Source organism: Comamonas humi, from assembly GCF_054782535.1.
Genome location: NZ_BAAGSH010000005.1, coordinates 39712 through 60919 on the forward strand (window position 1 = coordinate 39712; position 21208 = coordinate 60919).

21 protein-coding genes are annotated in these 21208 nt (G+C 68.0%); 7 read left to right on the forward strand and 14 right to left on the reverse strand.

Features of this window, described 5'->3' with window-relative positions:
* Nucleotide 1 precedes the first annotated feature (1 nt).
* The 4 genes from ACYVKR_RS04505 to ACYVKR_RS04520 all read right to left on the reverse strand — a co-directional run bounded on the left by ACYVKR_RS04505 (nucleotide 2) and on the right by ACYVKR_RS04520 (nucleotide 5245).
* Nucleotides 2-1201 (reverse strand): acyl-CoA dehydrogenase family protein, encoded by a 1200-nt coding sequence (locus tag ACYVKR_RS04505; protein ID WP_460479609.1) that lies wholly within the window; start codon nucleotides 1199-1201, stop codon nucleotides 2-4.
* A gap of 127 nt (nucleotides 1202-1328) precedes the next feature.
* Nucleotides 1329-2294, reverse strand: coding sequence for a tripartite tricarboxylate transporter substrate binding protein (locus tag ACYVKR_RS04510; protein ID WP_460479610.1), 966 nt, complete (start codon nucleotides 2292-2294; stop codon nucleotides 1329-1331).
* 32 nt (nucleotides 2295-2326) lie between these two features.
* The gene (locus tag ACYVKR_RS04515; protein WP_460479611.1) at nucleotides 2327-4441 is read right to left on the reverse strand and encodes an acetate--CoA ligase family protein; all 2115 of its coding nucleotides are present in this window, start codon (nucleotides 4439-4441) and stop codon (nucleotides 2327-2329) included.
* Nucleotides 4442-4444: 3 nt separating this feature from the next.
* Nucleotides 4445-5245 (reverse strand): Clp protease/crotonase-like domain-containing protein, encoded by an 801-nt coding sequence (locus ACYVKR_RS04520; RefSeq protein WP_460479612.1) that lies wholly within the window; start codon nucleotides 5243-5245, stop codon nucleotides 4445-4447.
* Nucleotides 5246-5338: 93 nt separating this feature from the next.
* Between ACYVKR_RS04520 and ACYVKR_RS04525 the strand changes: the two genes are divergently transcribed.
* Entirely contained in the window at nucleotides 5339-6115 is a 777-nt protein-coding gene (locus ACYVKR_RS04525; RefSeq protein WP_460479613.1) for an IclR family transcriptional regulator, read from the forward strand.
* An 8-nt stretch (nucleotides 6116-6123) separates the two neighbouring features.
* On the opposite strand, the gene ACYVKR_RS04530 is transcribed toward ACYVKR_RS04525, so the two are convergent.
* From ACYVKR_RS04530 to ACYVKR_RS04545, 4 genes are read right to left on the reverse strand one after another with little or no spacing between them, the layout of a single operon-like run.
* Entirely contained in the window at nucleotides 6124-6945 is an 822-nt protein-coding gene (locus ACYVKR_RS04530) for a ChaN family lipoprotein (RefSeq protein WP_460479614.1), read from the reverse strand.
* Between the two features lie 44 nt (nucleotides 6946-6989).
* The gene (locus ACYVKR_RS04535) at nucleotides 6990-7967 is read right to left on the reverse strand and encodes a Bug family tripartite tricarboxylate transporter substrate binding protein (protein ID WP_460479615.1); all 978 of its coding nucleotides are present in this window, start codon (nucleotides 7965-7967) and stop codon (nucleotides 6990-6992) included.
* Nucleotides 7968-8002: 35 nt separating this feature from the next.
* Nucleotides 8003-8365, reverse strand: coding sequence for an AtuA-related protein (locus tag ACYVKR_RS04540; protein ID WP_460479616.1), 363 nt, complete (start codon nucleotides 8363-8365; stop codon nucleotides 8003-8005).
* Entirely contained in the window at nucleotides 8358-9725 is a 1368-nt protein-coding gene (locus ACYVKR_RS04545) for an acyclic terpene utilization AtuA family protein (protein WP_460479617.1), read from the reverse strand. The genes ACYVKR_RS04540 and ACYVKR_RS04545 overlap by 8 nt, the downstream gene beginning before the upstream one ends.
* An 83-nt stretch (nucleotides 9726-9808) precedes the next feature.
* Here ACYVKR_RS04545 and ACYVKR_RS04550 point away from each other — a divergent pair, with 83 nt between their 5' ends.
* The 4 genes from ACYVKR_RS04550 to ACYVKR_RS04565 all read left to right on the forward strand — a co-directional run bounded on the left by ACYVKR_RS04550 (nucleotide 9809) and on the right by ACYVKR_RS04565 (nucleotide 14267).
* Nucleotides 9809-10690, forward strand: a complete 882-nt coding sequence (locus ACYVKR_RS04550) for a LysR family transcriptional regulator (protein ID WP_460480067.1) — start codon at nucleotides 9809-9811, stop codon at nucleotides 10688-10690.
* Between the two features lie 73 nt (nucleotides 10691-10763).
* Nucleotides 10764-12896, forward strand: coding sequence for a TonB-dependent siderophore receptor (locus tag ACYVKR_RS04555; RefSeq protein WP_460479618.1), 2133 nt, complete (start codon nucleotides 10764-10766; stop codon nucleotides 12894-12896).
* Between the two features lie 28 nt (nucleotides 12897-12924).
* Nucleotides 12925-14085, forward strand: coding sequence for a PepSY-associated TM helix domain-containing protein (locus ACYVKR_RS04560; RefSeq protein ID WP_460480068.1), 1161 nt, complete (start codon nucleotides 12925-12927; stop codon nucleotides 14083-14085).
* A complete protein-coding gene (locus ACYVKR_RS04565) occupies nucleotides 14082-14267 on the forward strand; it encodes a hypothetical protein (RefSeq protein WP_460479619.1) in 186 nt (61 codons plus the stop codon). The genes ACYVKR_RS04560 and ACYVKR_RS04565 overlap by 4 nt, the downstream gene beginning before the upstream one ends.
* Before the next feature lie 3 nt (nucleotides 14268-14270).
* Here the strand turns inward: ACYVKR_RS04565 and ACYVKR_RS04570 are convergent, their stop codons facing one another.
* Nucleotides 14271-14510: a hypothetical protein gene (locus ACYVKR_RS04570; RefSeq protein ID WP_460479620.1), complete on the reverse strand. Its 240-nt coding sequence runs from the start codon at nucleotides 14508-14510 to the stop codon at nucleotides 14271-14273.
* Between the two features lie 186 nt (nucleotides 14511-14696).
* Between ACYVKR_RS04570 and ACYVKR_RS04575 the strand changes: the two genes are divergently transcribed.
* Nucleotides 14697-15410, forward strand: a complete 714-nt coding sequence (locus ACYVKR_RS04575) for a hypothetical protein (protein WP_460479621.1) — start codon at nucleotides 14697-14699, stop codon at nucleotides 15408-15410.
* Here ACYVKR_RS04575 and ACYVKR_RS04580 read toward each other — a convergent pair.
* Complete coding sequence (locus tag ACYVKR_RS04580; RefSeq protein ID WP_460479622.1) at nucleotides 15356-16117, reverse strand: alpha/beta fold hydrolase; 762 nt, start codon at nucleotides 16115-16117, stop codon at nucleotides 15356-15358. The genes ACYVKR_RS04575 and ACYVKR_RS04580 overlap by 55 nt on opposite strands.
* A 126-nt stretch (nucleotides 16118-16243) precedes the next feature.
* Here ACYVKR_RS04580 and arfB point away from each other — a divergent pair, with 126 nt between their 5' ends.
* Nucleotides 16244-16663: an aminoacyl-tRNA hydrolase gene (gene arfB / locus ACYVKR_RS04585; protein ID WP_460479623.1), complete on the forward strand. Its 420-nt coding sequence runs from the start codon at nucleotides 16244-16246 to the stop codon at nucleotides 16661-16663.
* A 251-nt stretch (nucleotides 16664-16914) separates the two neighbouring features.
* Here the strand turns inward: arfB and ACYVKR_RS04590 are convergent, their stop codons facing one another.
* The 4 genes from ACYVKR_RS04590 to ACYVKR_RS04605 all read right to left on the reverse strand — a co-directional run bounded on the left by ACYVKR_RS04590 (nucleotide 16915) and on the right by ACYVKR_RS04605 (nucleotide 21092).
* Nucleotides 16915-17595 carry a DUF799 domain-containing protein gene (locus tag ACYVKR_RS04590; RefSeq protein WP_460479624.1) on the reverse strand — a complete coding sequence of 227 codons (681 nt, stop codon included), beginning with the start codon at nucleotides 17593-17595 and terminating at the stop codon, nucleotides 16915-16917.
* The gene (locus tag ACYVKR_RS04595; protein ID WP_460479625.1) at nucleotides 17585-17956 is read right to left on the reverse strand and encodes a DUF4810 domain-containing protein; all 372 of its coding nucleotides are present in this window, start codon (nucleotides 17954-17956) and stop codon (nucleotides 17585-17587) included. Before ACYVKR_RS04595 ends, ACYVKR_RS04590 begins: the two co-directional genes overlap by 11 nt.
* 5 nt (nucleotides 17957-17961) lie before the next feature.
* Nucleotides 17962-18654, reverse strand: a complete 693-nt coding sequence (locus ACYVKR_RS04600) for a CsgG/HfaB family protein (protein ID WP_460479626.1) — start codon at nucleotides 18652-18654, stop codon at nucleotides 17962-17964.
* Nucleotides 18655-18887: 233 nt separating this feature from the next.
* Nucleotides 18888-21092 (reverse strand): malate synthase G, encoded by a 2205-nt coding sequence (locus ACYVKR_RS04605; protein ID WP_460479627.1) that lies wholly within the window; start codon nucleotides 21090-21092, stop codon nucleotides 18888-18890.
* Nucleotides 21093-21208: the final 116 nt, after the last annotated feature.

Genomic DNA, 21208 nt, shown 5'->3' on the forward strand with positions numbered 1-21208 from the left:
TTCAGCCCTTCGGTAGTTTCAACATCTGCTCGGCCAAGATGTTGCGCTGCACCTCGGAGGTGCCGGCGAGAATGGTTTCGGCGCGCGTCCACAGCGCATCGCGCACCCAGGCGGCCGCGGCCTTGTCGGCGCCCTGGGGCGATGGCCCGGCCAGCGCGCGCTCGCCCAGCAGCTCGGTGGCCAGCGTGAGCAGCTTCTGGTGCGATTCGCTCCAGTGCAGCTTGGTGGCCGAGCCCTCGGGCCCGGGCGGGCCGCCGCGCAGCGCGTGGGTCAGCGCGCGCCAGGACTTGAGCTGGAGCACATGGCTGTCCACGGCCAGGCGCGCGATGTCGCGGCGCAGGTGCGGGCAGTCGAGCCGGCTGCCACCGCTGTCGTCCTGCGTTATTGCAGCCAGTTGCTTGAGCGCCTCGACCTCCTGCGCAAAGCGCACCTGGCGCGGGATGAAGTAGGTGCCGCGCTCGAAGCTGGCCGCCGCCATGGCCAGGCGCCAGCCGCCGTTTTCCTCGCCGACCAGGGCATCGAGCGGCACCTTCACGTCCTCGAAGAAGACTTCGTTGAAGTCGGCCTCGCTGGTGATCTGGCGGATGGGCGCCACGCGCACGCCGGGCAGCTTCATGTCCACCAGCAAGAAGCTGATGCCCTTGTGGCGCTGGGCCGTGGCGTCGGTGCGCGCCAGCACGAAGCAGTAGTCGGCGATGTGCGCGAACGAGGTCCAGATCTTGTGGCCGTTGAGCACATAGTGGTCGCTTTTGCGCTCGGCGCGCGTGGCCAGTGCCGCCAGGTCCGAGCCCGCGCCGGGCTCGGAATAGCCCTGGCACCAGATGTCGCGGTTGGCCAGGATGCCGGGCAGAAAGCGCTGCTTTTGCGCCTCGCTGGCAAAGTGGATCAGCGTGGGGCCGAGGATGCCGTGGCCGATGATGTTCACGCCCAGCGGCGCGCCGATGCGGGCCTGCTCCTCGTGGAAGATGGCCTGGCGCGTGAGCGGCAGGTTCCTGCCGCCGTACTGCTCGGGCCAGCCCAGGCCGGCCCAGCCGGCGCGGCTGACATGGTCTTCCCAGGCGCGGCGCCAGGCGAGGTCGTTGGGATCGGGCTCGCCGGATTGCTCCGTCCACGCGCTCTTGAAGCGCGGGTACTCGGTTTCGAACCAGTCGCGAACGCCCAGGCGGAAGGCTTCGTCTTCCGCCGAATAGCCCACTTGCATGAGGCTTTCCTTGTATAGCTATTACAAAAAAGAGAGCTACTGGCGCTTGGTTTGCAAGCCATTCAAATGGTTTTATATTTGAATATGGCTTATGACAAGCGCTGGCAGCTATCAAAATGAAGTGGCATCAATCCACCGTGGCGCCGGATTCCTTGACCACCTTGGCCCACTTGGCGATGTCCTTCCTGAGGAAGGCCGCGAACTCCTCGGGCGTGTTGGCTATGATCTCCAGCCCCAGCGAGGCGAACTTCTCCTGGATGGCCGGTTCCTTGAGCACGTCCTGCACCACCGTGTGCAGCTTGGCCACGGCCGGCGCGGGCGTGCCCGTGGGCGCGACCAGGCCCAGCCAGGGCATGGCCTCGTAGCCGGGCAGGCCGGACTCGGCCACCGTTGGGGTGTCGGGCAGCAGCTTGGAGCGCTTGGCCGTGGTCACCGCCAGCAGGCGCACCTTCCTGTCGTTGATGAAGGGCTTGGACGAGGCGTAGGCGTCGAACATCACATTGATGTTGCCGCCCACCAGGTCCATCAGCGCCGGGGCGCTGCCCTTGTAGGGCACGTGCTCCATGGGCGCGCCGGCCATGGTCTTGAACAGCTCGGACTCCAGGTGCGTCGAGGTACCCGCACCCACCGAGCCGTAGCTGCCCTTGGCCGGATTGGCCTTGAGCCAGGCGACCAGCTCGGCCACGTTATTGGCCGGCACGCTGGGGTGCACCTCCAGCACGTGCACCACCGAGGCGACCTGCGTCACCGGCGTGAAGTCCTTGACCGGGTCGTAGTTGACCTTCTTGTACAGCGCCGGCGCAATGCCCAGCGACGAGGCCGCCAGCAGCAGCGTGTGGCCGTCGGGCGTGGCGCGCGCCACGTAGTCGGACGCGATCACCGTGCCCGCGCCGGGCTTGTTCTCGACGATCACTGGCTGGCCCAGCTTGGCGGCCATGCGCTCGGCCAGCGAGCGCGCCATGATGTCGGCGGCCCCGCCGGGCGAGAACGGCACGACGACGGTGACGGGCTTGCTGGGGTAGGTCTGCGCCTGCGCCATGCCGCAGGCGGCGAGGGCGGCCACGGCAACGGCCGCGATCATTTTCTTGAACATGGTTGGTCTCCTTCTCTGAAAAATCGGATGCGTCAGGCTTGGGCCGGCGCCGGAATCACCAGCGCATCGAGCGCGCACACGCCTTCGCCCACGGGCTTGACGAGCAGCGGGTTGACCTCGATCTCGCCGGCCTGCTCCTGCAGCGACAGCACCGCGCGCGAAAAGCCCGCGATGGCGCGGCAGGCCGCATCCACGTCGCCCTTGGGCCGGCCGCGAAAGCCGTCGAGCAGCGCAAAGGCTTTCAACTCGCCCAGCATCTCGCGCGCCATGGATTCATCCACCGGCAGCACGCGGTGGCTCACGTCCTGGTAGATCTCGGTGAGCACGCCGCCCAGGCCCACGGTCAGCGTCATGCCGAAGACCGGGTCGCGCGTGGCGCCCAGGATCAGTTCCGCAATGCCGGTTTCCATCTTCTGCACCAGCACGCCTTCGATGTGCGCGTGGGGCGCGTAGCGGCGGCACGAAGCCATGACCTCCTCGAAGGCCGCGCCCACCTCGGCCGCTGAGCCCAGGCGCAGCTTCACGCCGCCGGCCTCGGTCTTGTGCGTGATGTCGGCGGACAGCACTTTCAGCACCACGGGGTAGCCCAGCGCCTCGGCGGCCTGCACGGCCTGGTCGGCCGTCGTGGCCACGCGCTCGGCCACGCTGGTCACGCCGAACGGCGTCAGCCATTGCTTGCAGCGATGCTCATCCAGCACCGCGGGCAGCGCGCCGCGCGTTGGTGGCGCCTCGCGGCGCACCTCCGGCCAGCGGTTGTGCTTGCGGCGCTCCTGCCACAGCAGAAAGGGCGACAGCGCCGAGACCGCGACGCCGATGTCCTCGAACACCGGCACGCCGCCGCTGCGCAGCTGATCGCGCTTGTGCGCGGCGCCGGTGTCGATGGCGACGAACAGGCGCGGGTACTGCTGCGCCACGGCGCACAGGTCGTCGGCCATGCGGTCCAGCAGGTAGCCCGGTGCATAGACCACGACGGCGTCGATCGCATCGCTTTGCGCCAGCGCCTCCATCGCGGTGCGCACGAAGCCCGGGTCGTTGACCACGTTGCCGGTCACGTCCACCGGGTTGCTGACCATGCCGTAGTCGGGGATGCCGGTGCGCAGCAGGTCCTGCAGCGGCTGCGGCAGCGTGGGCACGTCCAGGCCCTGCAGCAAAAACTTGTCTGCCAGGATGGCGCCCAGCGCGCCCGAGATGGTGATGATGGCCACGCGCCTGCCCGCGCTGCGCTGGCGGTACTGCGCGAGGTTGGCGAGCTGCGCCATCTGCACGAAGTCGCGGCTCTGGATGATGTTGAGCTGGCGGAAGGCCGCGCTGTAGATCTGCTGGTCGCCGGCCAGCGCCGAGGTGTGCGAGCGCACGGCTTCCGAGCCCTTGTCGGTCTCGCCGGCCTTGTAGAGGATGAGCAGCTTGTCCTGCTCGGCAAAGGCCTCGGCCGCGGCGATGAAGCGCGGGCCGTCGCGCAGCTCCTCAATGTAGCCCATGCAGACCTCGGTGCCCGCGTCCTGCGCCAGGTATTCGAGGTACTGCGCGAAGTCCACGCAGGCTTCGTTGCCGGTGTTGATGAAGTGGCTGAACTCCACGCCCAGGCGGCGCGCGATCGCATACACGGCGGCGCAGACATTGCCGCTTTGCGTGAGCAGGCTCACCGCGCCGCTGCCGCCCTGCATGGGCGCGGTGTTGAACACCGACGCGAAACTGGTGTGCACCTGGCGGTTGAGGTTGGCAAAGCCCATGAGGTTGGGCCCGGCCACCACCATGTTGGTGGTCGCCACATAGGCTTCGAGCTCGTCCTGCAGGGCCTGGCCCCTGGCGCCTTCCTCGGCAAAGCCGGCCGCATAGACGATGACGGCGCGCACGCCCCTGGCGTGGCAGCGCTTGAGCATGGGCGTGACGTCGGCGGCGGCAATCGCCAGCACCACCAGGTCGGGCGCCTCGGGCAGCGATTCGAGGTCGGCGTAGCAGCGCTGGCCGAAGACTTCCTCGTACTTGGGGTTGATCGGGTAGATCCTGCCCTGGTAGCCAAACTTGGTGAGGTGGGCGATCGGCATGCCGCCGATGCGCGCTGCGTTGTTGCTGGCGCCGACGATGGCGATGGACGCGGGGTTGAGCAGGGGCTCGAGGCGGTGGGTGGATTGCACGGGGGCGAGCATGGGTCAGGCGTTCTTTTCGGGGTTCTTCTGGATCGCGTTGGCCAGGCCGCGGTCGCGCGCGGTGAGAAAGCCTTCGGACAGGTGGGAGAGCTGGTGCGTGTCGAAGTGCGCCGCCAGCGCGGTGCGCAGGCCCTGCGCGTCCAGCGAGCGGTTGATGGAGCGCTTGATGAGCTTGAGGCCGAAGGGCGGCGCCTTGGCGATCTGCTGGGCCAGGGCCAGCGTGGCGTCGGCGAGGTCGGCATCGGCCACCACGCGGTTGACCATGCCGATCTCCCTGGCCTCCTGGGCGCTCAGCTTCGCGCCGGTGAACAGCAGCTCCTTGGCCTTGCGCGCGCCCATCACCCAGGGGTGGATCAGCACCTCGGTGGCGGCCGCGCCCAGTGTGTGGCCCACCGGGTCGGAGAAGTAGGCCGACTCGCTGGCCACCACCAGGTCGCACATGTTGGCGATCATGAAGCCGCCGGCCACGCAGGCGCCCTGTACCTGGGCGATGGTGGGCTTGGGAAAGTCCCAGATCTTCAGCGAATAGTCGAAGTAGCGCAGCTCCTCGTAGGCCCAGCGCTCTTCCACCGTGAAGTTGGCGCGCTCGGCCTGGGCCTGCTTGAGGTCGTGGCCGGCCGAGAAGTGCTCGCCCTGGCCGCCGATCACCACCACGTTCACACTGGTGTCGCGCTGGGCCTCTTCCAGGGCGGCGGCCAGTTCGTCCAGCATCTGCTGGCTCTGGGCGTTGCGCTGCGCGGGGCGCGCCAGCAGGATGCGGCGCACCGCGCCGTGGTTGTCTATGGCAAGGGTGTCGTAGGCCATGGGTTGTCTCCGGTAGTCCATTTGCGGGTTGTGATTCAGTCTAGACTTGTGGTTTCCTGTATCGCAAAATAATCCTTGGATTTTTCCCACAATATGGACAAACCATCCGGTACCGCCGGCGCGCAAAGCTTGCGCCGCTCGCTGGGCCTGCTGCGGCTGCTGGCCGAGCACCACGAGGCCGGCATCACGCTGACCGAGGTCATGCAGGCCTCGGGGCTGGAGCGCTCCACCGCGCACCGGCTGCTGTCCTGCCTGGCCGAGGAGCAGTTCGCCGAGCGCGACCCCGAGACCAAGTCCTACCGGCTGGGCATAGACGCCATGCAGCTGGGCTTTGCGTCCATGCGGCGCGTGCCGCTGGTGGATTCGTGCCGCCCGCTGATGCAGAAGCTCGCGCGCATGTCGGGCGATACGGTGTTCCTGGTGATACGCCAGGGCGACTACTGCCTGTGCCTGCACCGCGAGGAAGGGCACTTTCCGGTCAAGGTGTTCACCATCGAGATCGGCGGGCGCCGCCTGCTGGGCGTGGGCGCGGGCGGGCTGGCGCTGATGGCGACGCTGGGCGACGAGGAGATCGACCGCATCCATGAGCGCCACGCGGCCGACTACGCGCAGGCCGGCTTCACGCGCGCGCAGCTGCGCCGCGCCGTGCAGCACACGCGCACGGTGGGGCATGCGGACACGGAGGACACCATCACGGTGGGCGTCTCTGGCGTTGGCCAGACCTTTGCGGCCTCGGCCACCACGCTGGCGGCCATCAGCTTCGGCGCCATCACGCCGCGCCTGCCGGCCAAGCGCAAGCGCGAGCTGGCCGCGCTGCTGCAGGCCGAGCTGGCGGCCCTGCAGGGCGGGGGCGGCGCGAAGCGCCGCTGATCAGGGGATCAGGACTTCCAGCGGCCCTGCAGCGCGGCGCAATGGTCCTTGGGCGGGAGCGCAGGCGTCTGCACCACCCAGTCGCGGTCGGCGGCTTCGGCCTGGGCTTCGGGGCCGGCTTGGCCCAGCGCCACGGTGGAACGCAGCGCCGGCGGCAGCCAAGTGGGAATGCCGATGCTGCGCAGCACATGGCCGCGCCCGGCGATCACCAGCACGGTGCGCCCAGGCTGGGCCAGGCCGGCGGCGGTGCGGGCCATGCTTGCGTCCTTGGCGAGCTGGATGCGCGCCATGGGCACCAGCTGGCTTTCCGGCAGCTGGCCGCAGTGGCCGGTGCGGATGGCGTCGATCTGGCGCTGCCAGCCGGCGGCGGGCAGGTGCTGGTCCCAGCTGGTCTGCTGCATGGTCTCGCGCATCTGCGCGCGCGGCAGGTTGCCGCCATGCACCGGCACGCCGGCGCGCACGGCAGCCATCACCACCGGGCCGTAGTGCTGCCAGGGCCAGCCCTGGTCGTTCCACGCCAGGGCGGCCTGCACCGCGGATTCCGGCGCATCGGCTGGCAGGCTTTGCGTGCTGCGGCCGGCATCGGCCATCTCCATCACCACCGCGGCGAGCCGGCCGCTGCCGGCCCATTGCGCGACGGTCGCGCGCTGCCACTGCTGGTGTTCGGCGGCGTCGTGCTGCTCGCCGAGCAGCAGCACGTCGGGCTGCGGGCGCAGCAGCTGCGGCTGCCAATCCTTGGGCGCGATGGTCGAGGCGGGCGGGGTGCTGGCGCAGCCGGCCAGCATGAGTGTGGCGAGGGCCAGGGCGGTGAGGAGTGAGGGTTTCCGCATGCGCGCATCCTAGTGGTGCGCGCATGCACTTTCGGTGCGTCGGCTTATTCGGGATCGATGCCTGCGGCCTTGATGACCTGGCCCCACTTCTTCGTCTCAGAAGCCTGGAACTTGGCCAGCTCCTGCGGCGTGCTGGTCCAGGCTTCGGAGCCCGACATCTCGAAGAAGGACTGGGCGGCGGGGCTCTTGACCGCGGTGTTCAGCAGCTGGTTGAGCCTGGCGACCACGGCGTCGGGCGTCTTGGCCGGCGCGTAGGCGGCGAACCAGTAGCCCATGTCGTAACCCTTGACGCCGGCCTCGTTCAGCGTGGGCACGTCGGGCAGCTGCGGGCTGCGCTTCTGCGTGGAGTAGCCCAGCGCGCGCAGCTTGCCGGCCTTGATCTGCGGCACGCCGGTGGACACGTCGGTGATCATCAGGTTGATCGTGCCGCCGAGCAGGTCGGTGATGGCCAGCGGGTTGCTCTTGTAGGGCACGTGCAGGATGTCCACATGCGCGAGCTGCTTGAGCATCTCGCCGGCCACGCGGCTCGACGAGCTGCCGCTGCCGAAGCTGAGCTTGCCCGGGTTGGCCTTGGCATAGGCCAGCAGCTCGCCCACGTTCTGGTAAGGCGAGCCGGCCGGCACCACCAGCACCTGGCCGCCCTTGCCCAGGCCGCCGATGGGCGCAAAGCTCTTCACCGGGTCGTAGGGCAGCTTCTTGTACAGGTGCTCGTTGGCCGCATGCGTGGTGTTGGTGGTGATGAGCACGGTGTAGCCATCGGCCGCGGCCTTGGCGACCTGCTGGGCCGCGATCATGCCGCTGGCGCCGGCCTTGTTGTCCACCACCACGGCCTGCTTGGTCTGTTCGGTCACCGACAGGGCCAGCGCGCGTGCCAGCTGGTCGGTGGCGCTGCCGGCGGCAAAGGGCACGACGAAGGTGATGGTCTTGGCCGGGTAGGGCGCCTGCGCCCAGGCGGCGGGCGCGAGGGCCAGCGCGGCCGAGAGGGCGAGCAGATGGCGGCGGGTGGTCGGGGAAAGGTGCATGGTTTGTCTCCTGGGGATTGGTTGGAATGGAGGGTTCAGGCCTCGCCGGCCAGATGGGGGGCGAGCGCCTGCGGGAGCGTGATGGGCATCTCCAGCACGCGGAAGCACAGGGTCTTGCCGTGGCTGTCGAGGTTCAGCGCGCCGTTCACGCCGCCGTCGAGCACCTCGTCGATGACCAGGTTCATGGCCTGCAGCCTGGGTAACAGATGGCGCGTGACCCGCGCGGGCCGGCGGTCGGCAAAGCGTTGCAGCACGGCGGCCTCGGTGACCTGTGCGCAGATGGTTTCCCACAGCGCTGGATGCCAGGCGATGACGCTGATGTTGGAGCGGTTGCCCTTGTCGCCGGTGCGGCCGTGGGCCAGGCGGTACAGCGGGACGGTGATGGTTCCGTTATCCATGGTCTTGTTCCTTTGCCCAGGCGAAGCCCGTGGCGATCTGCGATTGCGCGACGCTGCAGGACACCATGCCCAGCCGCTGGCGCATCGCGGTGCGCACGCCGCCGCCGCCCGCGGGGCCGCAGCAATACAGCGCATTGATCTCGCGCGGCAGGCGCTCGGCGGTGGCGCGGTCGGCATGCTGCCAGGCCATGCGCAGGCGCACGTCGTGCGGGGCCTGCGCCAGGTCGGCACCCGCGAGCCACCGGCTCGCGTCGTCGCCCCAGACGCTGGTGACGCCGATCAGGTCGCTGCGCAGCGCGGCGATGCCGTGCAGCCGCGCGGCGATGGTCTGCGCCGCCAGGCGGGCGCGCTCGGCAGCGCGCGGGCCGGCGTACGAGATCTCGCCCTCGGCGAACCAGCCCGTGGCGTGGCAGACGTTGACTTTCAGCGTCTCGGGCCGCGCATGGCCGCGCACGCCCGTCAGCCGCACGCGGTCCGGCGCCAGCTGCGCCACGTCGGCCTCGGTGATGTCGGCCACCACGTCGGGCGTGAGGTAGCAGGCCGGATCGTGGATTTCGTAAAGCAGCTGCTCCTTCACCGTCTGCGGCGTGACGCAACCACCCGTGCCCTGGGGCTTGAAGATGGTGCAGTCGCCATCGGCATCGATCTCGGCGATGGGGTAGCCCAGGCGGTCCAGGCCGGGCACGTCCTTGTAGCCGGGATCGGCGAAGTAGCCGCCCGTCACCTGGGTGCCGCATTCGAGCAGGTGGCCGGCCATGGTGGCGCGGGCGATGCGGTCCCAGTCGTCCCAGGCCCAGCCATAGTGGGCCATGGCCGGGCCCACGACCAGCGAGGGGTCGGCCACGCGGCCGCAGACCACGATGTCGGCGCCGGCGGCCAGTGCCTCGGCGATGGGGCGTGCGCCGATGTAGGCATTGGCGCTGACGATGCTGGCCGGCAACTGCTCGCCCAGTGCCTGCTCCAGCAGCCCGCGCTGCGCCGGGCCGCTCAGGTCGTCGCCATGCACCACGGCGATCTTGGGGGGGCGCGTGCCCAGTTCCCTGGCCAGCCGGGCGATCGCCCGTGCCGCGCTCTGCGGGTTGGCTGCGCCGAAGTTGCTGACGATGCGGATGCCATGCGCCAGGCAGTCGGCGAGCACCGGTGTCAGAAAGTCCAATAGCAGCGGCTCGAAACCGGCCTCGGGGTTCTGGCGCCGCGCCAGCTGGGCCAGCGCCAGCGTGCGTTCGGCCAGGGTCTCGAAGATCAGCACCGCGGGCTGGCCCCGGCGGACCAGCTCCTGCACCACCGGGCCGGCGGCATCCACGCGGTCGCCGGAAAAGCCGGCGGCGCAACCAATGAGTAGGGGCTTGTGTGTCGTCACCTTGGTATCTCCTGAGCCGCACTATAGGCAGCCGGCGCTATGCTGTGAAATCGATAATTGAGATCGATTGATTTGCAATGCGAATGAATTTGTCGTCGCGCGACATCGCCGCCTTCCTGGCGCTGGCGCAGCACCAGCATTTCACGCGCGCCGCCGCGCAGTGCCATTTGTCGCAGCCGGCGTTCAGCGCGCTGATCCGCGCGCTGGAAGAGTCCGTCGGCCTGCGCCTGTTCGACCGCAGCACGCGCCATGTGCTGCTCACGCCCGAGGGCGAGCGCTTTTTGCAGTCGGCGCTGCGCATCCAGGCCGAGATCGAGGCCTGCCGCCAGGCCATGTTGGACACGGCCCAGCTCAAGCGCGGGCGCGTGGCGATCGCGCTGCTGCCGTCGCTGGCGGCGGGCTGGCTGCCGGGCGTGCTGCAGGTGTTCCTGGAGCGCCACCCGGGCGTGGAGGTGGAGATTGCCGATGTGCTGTCCGAGCCCTGCATCGCGCGCGTGGCCAGCGGCGAGGCCGACTTCGCGCTGGCCGCGATCCGCGCCGACACGCCCGAGCTGCAGGCCGAGCCCTTCTGCAGCGACGGCTTCCACCTGGTCTGCCGCGCCGATCACCCGCTGGCCGCGCGGCGCCGGCTGCAGCTGGCCGACCTGCGGCGCTGGCCCTTCGTGCACCTGGCGCGGCACAGCAGCGTGCGCCAGTACCTGGACGCGGCCTTCTTCCCCGACACCATGCAGACCCTGGTCGAGGTGGAGCAGCTCGCCACGGTGATGGGCTTGGTCGCGGCCGGGCTGGGCATCAGCGTGGTGCCGGCGCTGTCGCTGTTCCACTTCGACAAGCCGGGCCTGGTCACGCGGCCGCTGCCCCTGCCGGACATGGACCGGCAGATCTACCTGGTGCGCCGGCGCGGCGCCAGCCTGTCGGTGGCGGCGCAGGCGCTGTACGCGCTGGTGCGCGAAATGCGGCCTTAAGCGGCCCTGCGCGGGACAGCGGCCATTCTTAAAATCTGATTAAAATGCAACTCATTCTCATTGAGATTTGCATATGAATCCCCATCTCCCGACCCCGTGCCTGCGGCTTTCCGTGCTGTCTGCCGCCGTGGGCGCGCTGGCGCTGTCCGCCGGCACGGCTGCGCTGGCGCAAGCCCCTGCGGACAACACTCTGCCCACGGTGGAGGTCAATGCGGCCGCCGCGCCCGAGACCGCGACCTCGCCGGTGATCGGCTACCGCGCGCGCCGTGCCGCCACGGCCACCAAGACCGACACGCCGCTGGCCGAGACGCCGCAGTCCGTCACCGTGGTCACGCGCGACCAGATGCTGGACCAGGGCGCGGCCAACCTGCAGGATGCGCTCAACTACGCGGCTGGCGTGCGCTCCGACGCCTACGGCATCGATTCGCGCGCCGACAGTTTCCTGGTCCGCGGCAGCGAGCCGTCGATCTACCTCGACGGGCTGCAGATGTATTCGGCCGGCTGGTACACGGCCACGGCGCGGCCCGATCCGTACACGCTCGAGCGCCTGGAGGTGCTGCGCGGGCCGGCGGGCATGCTGTTCGGCGCCGGCACCGCGGCGGGCGTGGTCAACATGGTGAGCAAGCGCCCGCAGGCCGAGGCGGCGCGCGAGGTGGGCGTGCAGTTCGGCTCGTTCGGCCGCAAGCAGATCCAGGCCGACCTGACCGGGCCGCTCACGGCCGACGGCGCATGGTCGTACCGCCTGGTGGCGCTGCAGCGCCGAGCCGACACGCAGGTGGACTACGTGCCGGACGACCGCTCGCTGCTGATGCCCTCGCTCACCTGGCGGCCCAGCGCCGCCACCTCGCTCACGCTGCAGGGCCTGTGGCAGAAGGACAAGACGGGCAGCACCTCGCAGTTCTTCCCGTGGCAGGGCACCATCCTGCCGAACGTGAACGGCCCGTTGCCTGCCAGCCGCTTCATCGGCGAGCCGGGCGATGGCTACGACACCACGCGCAAGAGCTTCGGCTGGCAGTTCGAGCACCGCTTCAACGACCAGTGGAGCTACCGCCAGAACGCCCGCACGGCACGCACCTTCAACGATTCGCACTACCACTGGGCCGACTTCTTCACGCAGCCCGGCGGCTGGGGCGAAGACCCGGCGGGCCAGCGCCTGCTCGGCCGCTACAACGACAAGTCGCTGACCTGGACCCGCATGAACGCCATCGACAACCATGTCGAGGGCCACTTCGGTACCGGCGCGCTGCAGCACACGCTGCTCGTGGGGGCCGAGTACTCGCACCAGCGCCAGGACAAGCGCGAAGGCTCGGCCTTCAGCGTCATCGATGCCTACAACCCGGTCTACGGCGCCGGCTACGTGCCGGTGACCGAGCTGAGCGACCAGCCGCGCACCACGCAGCGCAACGCCGGCATCTACCTGCAGGACCAGATGAAGTGGGACCGCTGGATCTTCGTGGCCGGCCTGCGCCACGACCGCAGCACTGGCGGCGTGGCGGGCAGCGCCTCCGAGACCACGACGGCCAACAGCCACCGCCTGGGCGTGATGTACACGCTGCCCTCGGGCTGGTCGCCGTACCTGAGCTACACCGAATCGTTCACGCCGCAGGCGGGCACGGACGCGGCCGGCAGCCTGTTCAAGCCGCTGCGCGGCGAGCAGGTCGAGGCCGGCGTCAAGTACCAGCCCGAGGGCTCGGTCACCAGCTTCACCGCGTCGCTCTACTCGCTCAAGGAAAAGAACCGCATCGTCTCCGACTCCACCAACCCCAACTACGGGCGCCAGGTCGACGCGACCAAGAACAAGGGCCTGGAGCTGGAGCTGAAGACCACGCTGGCCAAGGCCGTGGACCTGATTGCCAACTACAACCACACCAAGGTGGACGCCAAGCTCACCGACATGCCGCGCAACCAGGCGTCGGTATGGGGCAAGTACCGCTTCGCCATCGCCGGCGTGCCGGGCTTCTCGGCCGGCGCGGGCCTGCGCTACCTGAGCGGCTTCCAGGACATCGAAGGTGCCGACCGCGGCCCGCGCGTGCCCTCGGTGGCGCTGCTGGACCTGATGGTCGCCTACGAATCCGAGCAGTGGCGCTACGCGCTCAACATCAACAACGCGACCGACAAGGTGTACTTCAGCACCTGCCTGGCCCGCGGCGATTGCTGGTGGGGTGCGCGGCGCAGCGTGGTGGCCAGCGCCACCTACAAGTTCTGATGCCGGCGCAGGAAAGCCAACCATGTCGATGAACAACCGAACCATCAAGGCCTGGGCATGGGTCCACAAGTGGAGCAGCCTGGTCTGCACCGTCTTCATGCTGCTGCTGTGCCTGACCGGCCTGCCGCTGATCTTCCACCACGAGATCGGCCACCTGCTGGGCACTGAGGTGGAGACGCCGAAGATGGCCCCCGGCACGCCGCACGCCAGCCTGGACAAGGTGCTCGAGGTGGCGCGTGCCCAGCACCCCGACCGCGTGGTGCAGTTCGCCTCCAAGGACGCGGACGACGACAACCTCTGGTTCGTCACCATGACGCCCACGCCGGCGCCCACGGACGACTTCCGCTCCGTGGCCATCGATGCGCGCACGGCCGAGGTGCTGGCGCAGCCGCGCTTCGACGAAGGCTTCATGTACGTGATGTTCAAGCTGCACGTCGACCTGTTCGCGGGCCTGCCGGGCAAGCTGTTCCTCGGCTTCATGGGCCTGCTGCTGCTGGTGGCCATCGTCAGCGGCGTGGTGCTGTACGCGCCCTTCATGCGCAAGCTGGATTTCGGCACCGTGCGCCGCGACAAGCGCACGCGCCTGAAGTGGCTCGACCTGCACAACCTGCTCGGCGTCGTCACGCTGGTGTGGCTCTTCGTGGTGGGCGCCACCGGCATGATCAACACCTGGGCCGACCTGGTCATCAAGTACTGGCAGTACGACCAGCTCAGCGCGCTGATGGTGCCCTACCAGGGCCAGCCCACGGTGCCGGTGGCCGAGCGCGGCTCGGTGCAGCGCTCGATGGAAGTCGCCCAGGCGCAGGCGCCGCACACCAAGCTGTCCTTCGTCGCCTTCCCCGGCACGGCCTTCTCCAGCCCGCACCACACGACCTTCTTCCTCAAGGGCAACGAGCCTTTCACCTCCAAGCTGCTGCAGCCGGTGCTGGTCGATGCCAAGACCACCGAGGTCACGGCGGCACCCAGGCTGCCCTGGTACCTGACGGCGCTGCTGGTGTCGCAGCCGCTGCACTTCGGCGACTACGGCGGGCGGGCCATGCAGATCATCTGGGCGCTGCTCGACATCGCCACCATCATCGTGCTGGGCAGCGGCCTGTACCTGTGGCTCAGGAAGGGGCGGGCCGCCCCCGAGCGCAGGCCCGAAGCCGGGGACGCGCCGGCGCTGGCGCCGCTGGAGGGCACGCCATGAAGCCGCGCCATCCCTTCTGGGCCCTGTGGGGCTGGCCCCTGGCGATGGGCGTGTTGACAGGCATCGGCCTGGTCTCGGCGCTGTTCAGCGACGGCGGCTTCGGCGACATGCTGGCCGGCGTGGCACTGGGCATTCCCACAGCCGCGTGCATCTGGTTCGGCTGGCTGCGGCGCGCGCGCTGAGCTTCAGCGCCGCAACCAGCCTGCGGCCACGATCACCACGGCGGCCAGCACCATGCCCAGCCCGAAGCCTATGACCAGGCCTGCAGCGCCAAGCGCCAGCCAGTAACCCCAGTCTATGCCCAGCTCCGCGCAGTGGATCTCGCACTGTGCGTTGGTCTGCCAGGCGATCCACATCAGGGCCGCGCCCAGCACAAGCCCCTGGGCAAGGCTGAACAGCACGGCAATCACCCAGGGCTTTTTCATGCCACGCTCACCGCTGCGTAGAACAGCACCTTGGCTGGGCGTCGCGCATGCAGGCAGGCATGTCTCAAAATAGATGGCGCCACACTGAATCCCTCCGTTGTCAGCGTTTGTTTTTCCATGATTCCCGCACCCTTATTTTCCTGGCTTCAGCTGGCCCTGGTTTTTCTTGTACCCCTGGTCGGTGGGGTGTTGACACTGTGGCTGCTGGGGCGGGCGCTGTATTTATGGCGGGCCCGCAAGGGCGGCGTGGCGGACTTCTTCACCTGGCCCACGGTGGCGCTCGCCGTGCTGGCCCTGGCCTGCGATGTGTGGACGGGTTATCTGCTCCACATGAACGCGGCGATCGAGCGCGAGATGGCACTCAAGGCTCACTACAGGGAAAGCCGCCGCCACTTCGTGCTGCCCCAGGATTTCCAGTATGGCGAGCTGCGGATTCCCAAGGGCAGCCTGATCGACCGCTACGATCCCTACGACAATGGCACGCCAGAGCCCCTGGGTCTGCGCGGCCTGCGTACCGTGCGCTTTCCCCACCCTGTGCAGGTAGCCGGCGTCTGGGCCGTGGCCATGCAAGCCCACCCCGGTCGCCTGGAACTGGCGCACGATCAGAACATCGGCCCGGTGGTGCACCACGGCGGGGGGCGCCTTGATAGCTGGGTGGTGGACACCAGCCGTCCTACGCTGGACTGCCGCAAAGGCGAGGTGGCCTTGTTTCATGTGCCTTTGATTGACTACGACATCCAGACCGAATTCGGCAAGCCCGGGCCCGACGGCCCGGCTGCGCGCTTCAAGCCCAGCCAGTGGCGTGTGACGGGCTGCTCTCAGGGGCCGATCGAGGTCGCGCCGGCCTACACCGGCCCGGCGCCCGAGTCGGCCCAGGCCCCGGTCTGGACGGTGCCTTGAGCGGACCCTAGAAACCGCTCGAGCACGCGGGCTGCGCCGTGCGGATTCGCCTGCAGCAGAAAGTGCGGCCCCTCCAGGCGTGCCACCGCCATGCCCGGCTGGTGCGCGAGCAGCCATTCGGCCGCCTTGGGGGGAACCACTCGGTCGCTGGCGGCCTGCAGGTACAGCGTGGGAATGCCCAGGCGCGGCAGGCAGGTCGAGGCATCGACCTCCAGCACCGCGCGCAGCCGCGCCCGCAGCGTCCGTGCGGACACCTGGCGCATGGCCTCGGAGAGCATGGAATGCAGTTGCGCGTCGAAATGCTTGCCCATCAGCAGGCGGCCCAGAACCTGCAGGGACGGGGGCCGCAGCAGGGCCGACAGCGGCAGCGCCGGCAGCACCGCCGCTAGCGGCGCCAGCGCGGGCTGCGGATTGCGGGCGAAGGTGCAGCACAGGACGAGCTGCTGCAGATGGGGCGGAGCCTGGGCCGCGATCTCCAGCCCCAGCGGCCCGGAGAACGACTCCGCCAGCAGGCAGTAGGGCCTGTCCGCCGGCAAGGCGCGCCGGACCACGTCGAGCAGCTCCGGGTAGCCCAGGGGCCGGTCCGGGTAGCGCAGCACGCGCGTCTGCAGCCCCGGCGCAAGCGCCTGGAGCAGCGGCGCGAAAAGCTCCCCCGTGCCATCCATTCCGGGCAGCAGGACGAGGGTCGGGGCGTCATGGGCTGGCATGCCGCCATTGTGCTGGCTGCCGCAGCAGCCCCAGGCGCTTGCGGCCAGGTATGGTGAAATACCCTTTTCGCTGCCGGCCCCGGGGTTGGCATGTCCTTTTGGTCTTTTCCTTTATGGAGCTAATCGATGGTGGTCGCTGCGGCAGTGCCGGTGGACGAGGCCGAGGTGGAGTTCTCGGCCATCCGCGCGCAGGGGACGGGCGGGCAGAACGTCAACAAGGTCTCCAGCGCGGTGCACCTGCGCTACGACATCGTCGCCTCCAGCCTGCCGGAGGGCGTGAAGGAGAGGCTGCGGGCGCTGCGCGACAGCCGCATCACCGCCGACGGTGTGCTCATCATCAAGGCCCAGAGCTACCGCACCCAGGAGCTCAATCGCGCCGATGCGCTGGCACGGCTGCAGGCACTGGTGGACAGCGTGGCCCAGCCCCCGCGCATCCGCCGCGCCACCAAGCCTACCCGCGGCTCGCAGCGGCGCCGGCTGGAAGGCAAGAGCCAACGCAGCGAGGTCAAGCGGCTGCGGGGTAGCCACGGGCTGCGGGACGACTGATCCGATCATTGAATCCATGAAAAAAGCAGCTTGATAGCTGCTTTTTTTAATAGCTGCTTGCGCTTGCTATACAACGATTTCAAATGAAAATATATCTGAAATCGTTGTCTTTAAAGCGCTGGAAGCTATGATTTTCACCCGCCTGGCAGCATGAGCCGGCAAATTCCCCGGGTGCACCGGGGCGGCGCCCGCTGTCAGAGCAGGCATGCACGCGCTGGTGCGGGAGCTGCGACCCGGCGAAGAAGCGCGGGTCAATCCTTGCCGTACAGCGGCGAACGCGGGCCGTACAGTACGCCGTTGGGGTGACCGGCCGCCAGCAATCGGGAAGTCGCGATGCCGGCCACACCATGCGAGGCGTCGGATGCGCTATTGATCACCTGCTTGATCAGCGCGGTGATCAGCATGCCAGCCAGGCCGCCACCGCTATTTCCGCCTTCGTCATTGGAAGCGCTGGCACGGCCCGTCCAAAGTTCCTGGCCGTTCTTGAGGTCGACCAGCTTGGCTTGTACCTCCACCACCGCAGCGCTGCTGATGACCATATAGGTGGCGCCGTAGCGGGTCACCGTGATGTAGAGCGCGGCGTCTGCGCCGAATACCTCTCGCAGCTTGGTATACGGCACGTCATGGATGTCGCTGGGAACCGTCATGCCGTTGTGGCGGAAGGTTTCGGCCGCTAGGGTCACTGGCATCACATAGTAGCCCGCCTCGGCCAGAGGGTAGGTGGCGTGCGACAGCACGCTGGCCGATGCGTTGACGTCCGGCGCATCGTTGACCGGAGGAAGCACGAGGATGGAGGCCGGTTTTGCCGCTTGAAAGGCCGATCGGTCGATCTTGGGAGCTGCAACACACCCGGCCAGCAGCGCCAATGCGGCAGATGCCGCCGACCATGCGGCGATGCGAGCGATATATCTCCGCATGGTGTCAGCTTCCATTTTTCTTCATGTTATTCATGAGGTAGTCGATGTACTGCCCCGACTCGGGGAACAGGTCTTTTTCCCGGTTCCAGGCGGCAACGGCTTGATCGCCATGTCCGGTGTTGAGATACAGCAGGCCCAGGTGCGCGTAATAGCCTGGCGGCAGTTGCGCGTTTTGCGCCGCGGCTAGTTCGATGCCCTTTTCCAGCGCAAGGATCTGCCCATCCGCCGATTCGCCGCCTTCCTTGAGGTACTGGTAGACCTGGGGCTGGTAGCCGTTCCAGGCGTACAGCGATTTCTGTGTTGCGCATCCTGCCAGGCCGCACAGGGCCAGGAGCAGGGCCCAACGGCCACAACGGGCGAAGACCATGGAGTGCATGCGGCTTACCTCGCAGGGGTGGCGGCAGCAGGCTTGAGCAGGCCGGCGTCGATGGCTTCGCCCAGGCGATCCACCGCTTCCCGAATGGCGAGGTCCAGCACCTTTCCGTTCAAGGTCGAGTCATAGCTCGCGGTACCGCCGAATCCGATGATTTCCCGGTTGGATAGTTGGTACTCCCCGGCGCCCTGGACGGAGTGCACCACTTCCGAGGTCCGGATGCTGACCACATTCAGCGTGACCTTGGTATAGGCCACCTGTGTTTTGCCGCGCCCCAGGATTCCAAAGAGCTGCTTGTCTCCCACTTCCTTGCGGCCGAACTCCGTCACGTCCCCAGTGACCACGTAGTCGGCCCCTTTGAGCTGCTGCGTGGCACCCTGGATACCTGCCTCCTGCTTGATTTCGGCCATGTTGTCGCGATCCAGCACATTGAAGCGGTTGCTTTGCTGCAAATGGCTGATCAGCACCGTCTTGGCCTGCCCGCCAAGGCGGTCTACGCCATCGGAAAAGACGCCGCGCAGGTAGTTGGAGCGATTGTTGAACTTGCCCACGGCAATAGGGCTGCGTTGTCCTTGGTATGCGCGTGCCGCAGCCTGCGTCTTCGGAACCTCAACCGCCTGGTGGGATTCGGTGGCACAGCCGGTCAGCAGCAAAGTGCCGCCGACCAGTGTGAATGCAGCAGCGAAGAATGGAAGTTTCATATAGTGTTATTTGTATACAAAAATACAAATAGATTGAATGTAATTATCAGATATTACCATCTACTTACATCGTGGTGAGGGATGCTCCCTGGCATGGCCCTGTGGAGCCTGGGCCTGCCTGGCGCAGCAGCGCAGGGCGCGGCGAGTCTTTGTGGATGGCCGGCTTGGGGATGAAAAAACGGCGCCTTCTGGCGCCGTTGTCGACTGCAAGCCGCTCGAGTGAGCGGCCCCGATCAATGGGTGCCGGCCTTGACCTTCAGGCGCCAGGCGTGCAGCAGCGGCTCGGTGTAGCCCGAAGGCTGTTCCTTGCCCTTGAACACCAGGTCCAGCGCGGCCTGGAAGGCGGCGCCTTGCGGGTTGGCCGCCAGGCTCTTGTAGGCGGCGTCGCCGGCGTTCTGCTCGTCCACCACCTTGGCCATGCGTGCGAAGCTGTCGCGCACCATGGCTTCGGTCACGATGCCGTGCTGCAGCCAGTTGGCGATGTGCTGGCTGGAGATGCGCAGCGTGGCGCGGTCTTCCATCAGGCCCACGTTGTGGATGTCGGGCACCTTGGAGCAGCCCACGCCCTGGTCGATCCAGCGCACCACGTAGCCCAGGATGCCCTGGACGTTGTTGTCCACTTCCTGCTGCTTCTCGGCGTCGCTCCAGCTCGGGTTGGCGCTCACCGGCACCTGCAGGATGGCGTTGATCAGGTTGTCGCGCTCACCGTCGGCGTCGGTCTTTTCCAGTTCCTGCTGCACTTCGGCCACGTTGACCTGGTGGTAGTGCAGCGCGTGCAGCGTGGCGCCGGTGGGCGAGGGCACCCAGGCGGTGTTGGCGCCGGCCTTGGGCTGGGCGATCTTCTGCTCCAGCATGGCCTTCATCAGGTCGGGCATGGCCCACATGCCCTTGCCGATCTGGGCGCGGCCGCGCAGGCCCAGGCCCAGGCCGACCAGCACGTTGTTGCGCTCGTAGGCCGGCAGCCAGGCGCTGCCCTTCATGTCGGCCTTGCGCACCATCGGGCCGGCGTACATGGCGGTGTGCATCTCGTCGCCGGTGCGGTCCAGGAAGCCGGTGTTGATGAAGGCCACGCGGGCGGGCGCGGCGGCGATCGCGGCCTTCAGGTTCACCGTGGTGCGGCGCTCCTCGTCCATGATGCCCAGCTTGACGGTGTACTCGGGCAGGCCCAGCAACTGCTCGACGCGGCCGAACAGCTCGTTGGCAAAGCCGGCTTCGGCCGGGCCGTGCATCTTGGGCTTGACGATGTAGACGCTGCCCTTGCGGCTGTTCTTGAGGCCGTTGGCGCCGTTGCCCTTCAGGTCGTGGATGGCGATGGCGGTGGTCACCACGGCGTCCATGATGCCTTCGGGGATCTCGCGCTGGGCGCCCTGGGCATCGGTGTACAGGATGGCCGGGTTGGTCATCAGGTGGCCCACGTTGCGCACGAACATCAGCGAGCGGCCGTGCAGCTTGAGCGGCTGGCCGTTGGCGCCGGTGTAGGCGCGGTCGGCGTTCAGGCCGCGGGTCACGGTCTTGCCGCCCTTGTCGAAGGACTCGGTCAGCGTGCCCTTGAGGATGCCCAGCCAGTTGCGGTAGCCCACGACCTTGTCCTCGGCGTCCACGGCGGCCACGGAGTCTTCCAGGTCCAGGATGGTGGACAGCGCGGCTTCCACCACCACGTCAGACACGCCGGCGGCGTCGGAGCTGCCGATGGGCGTGGACTTGTTGATGATGATGTCGATGTGGATGCCGTTGTTCTTCAGCAGCACGGACTTGGGTGCGGCGGCGTCGCCCTGGTAGCCGACGAACTTGGCCTCGTCCTTCAGGCCGGTCTTGCTGCCGTCCTTGAGCGTCACCACCAGCTTGCCGCCTTCGACGGCGTAGCCTGCGGAATCCTTGTGCGAACCGGCCGCCAGCGGCACGGACTGGTCGAGGAAGTTGCGGGCGAACTCGATCACCTTGGCGCCGCGCACGGGGTTGTAGCCCTTGCCCTTCTCGGCGCCGCCTTCTTCACCGATCACGTCGGTGCCGTACAGCGCGTCATACAGCGAACCCCAGCGGGCGTTGGCGGCGTTCAGCGCATAGCGGGCGTTCAGGATCGGCACCACCAGCTGCGGGCCGGCCTGCACGGCCAGCTCGTCGTCCACGTTGGCGGTGGTGGCCTTGGCGCCCTGGGGCGGCTCGACCAGGTAGCCGATCTGCGTCAGGAACTTGCGGTAGGCCGCCATGTCGGTGATGGGGCCGGGGTTGGCCTGGTGCCAGGTGTCCAGCTCGGCCTGCAGGCGGTCGCGTTCGGCCAGCAGCGCGATGTTGCGCGGGGCCAGGTCGGCCACGATGGCGTCGAAGCCGCTCCAGAAGGTCTTGCCGTCCACGCCGGTGCCGGGCAGCACTTCGTTCTCGACGAAGTCGTACAGCGATTGGGCAACCTGCAGGCGGTGAAGGGTGATGCGATCGGTCATGGCGTCTACCTTTGCTAGGGAGTTGGGGAGTGCCATCGCCAATGGGGGCTTCTATATGGAAGCTCGTATAAGGCCCATCGATGGCAGCGTGTTGTCCAACTGTATTCGATACTTGA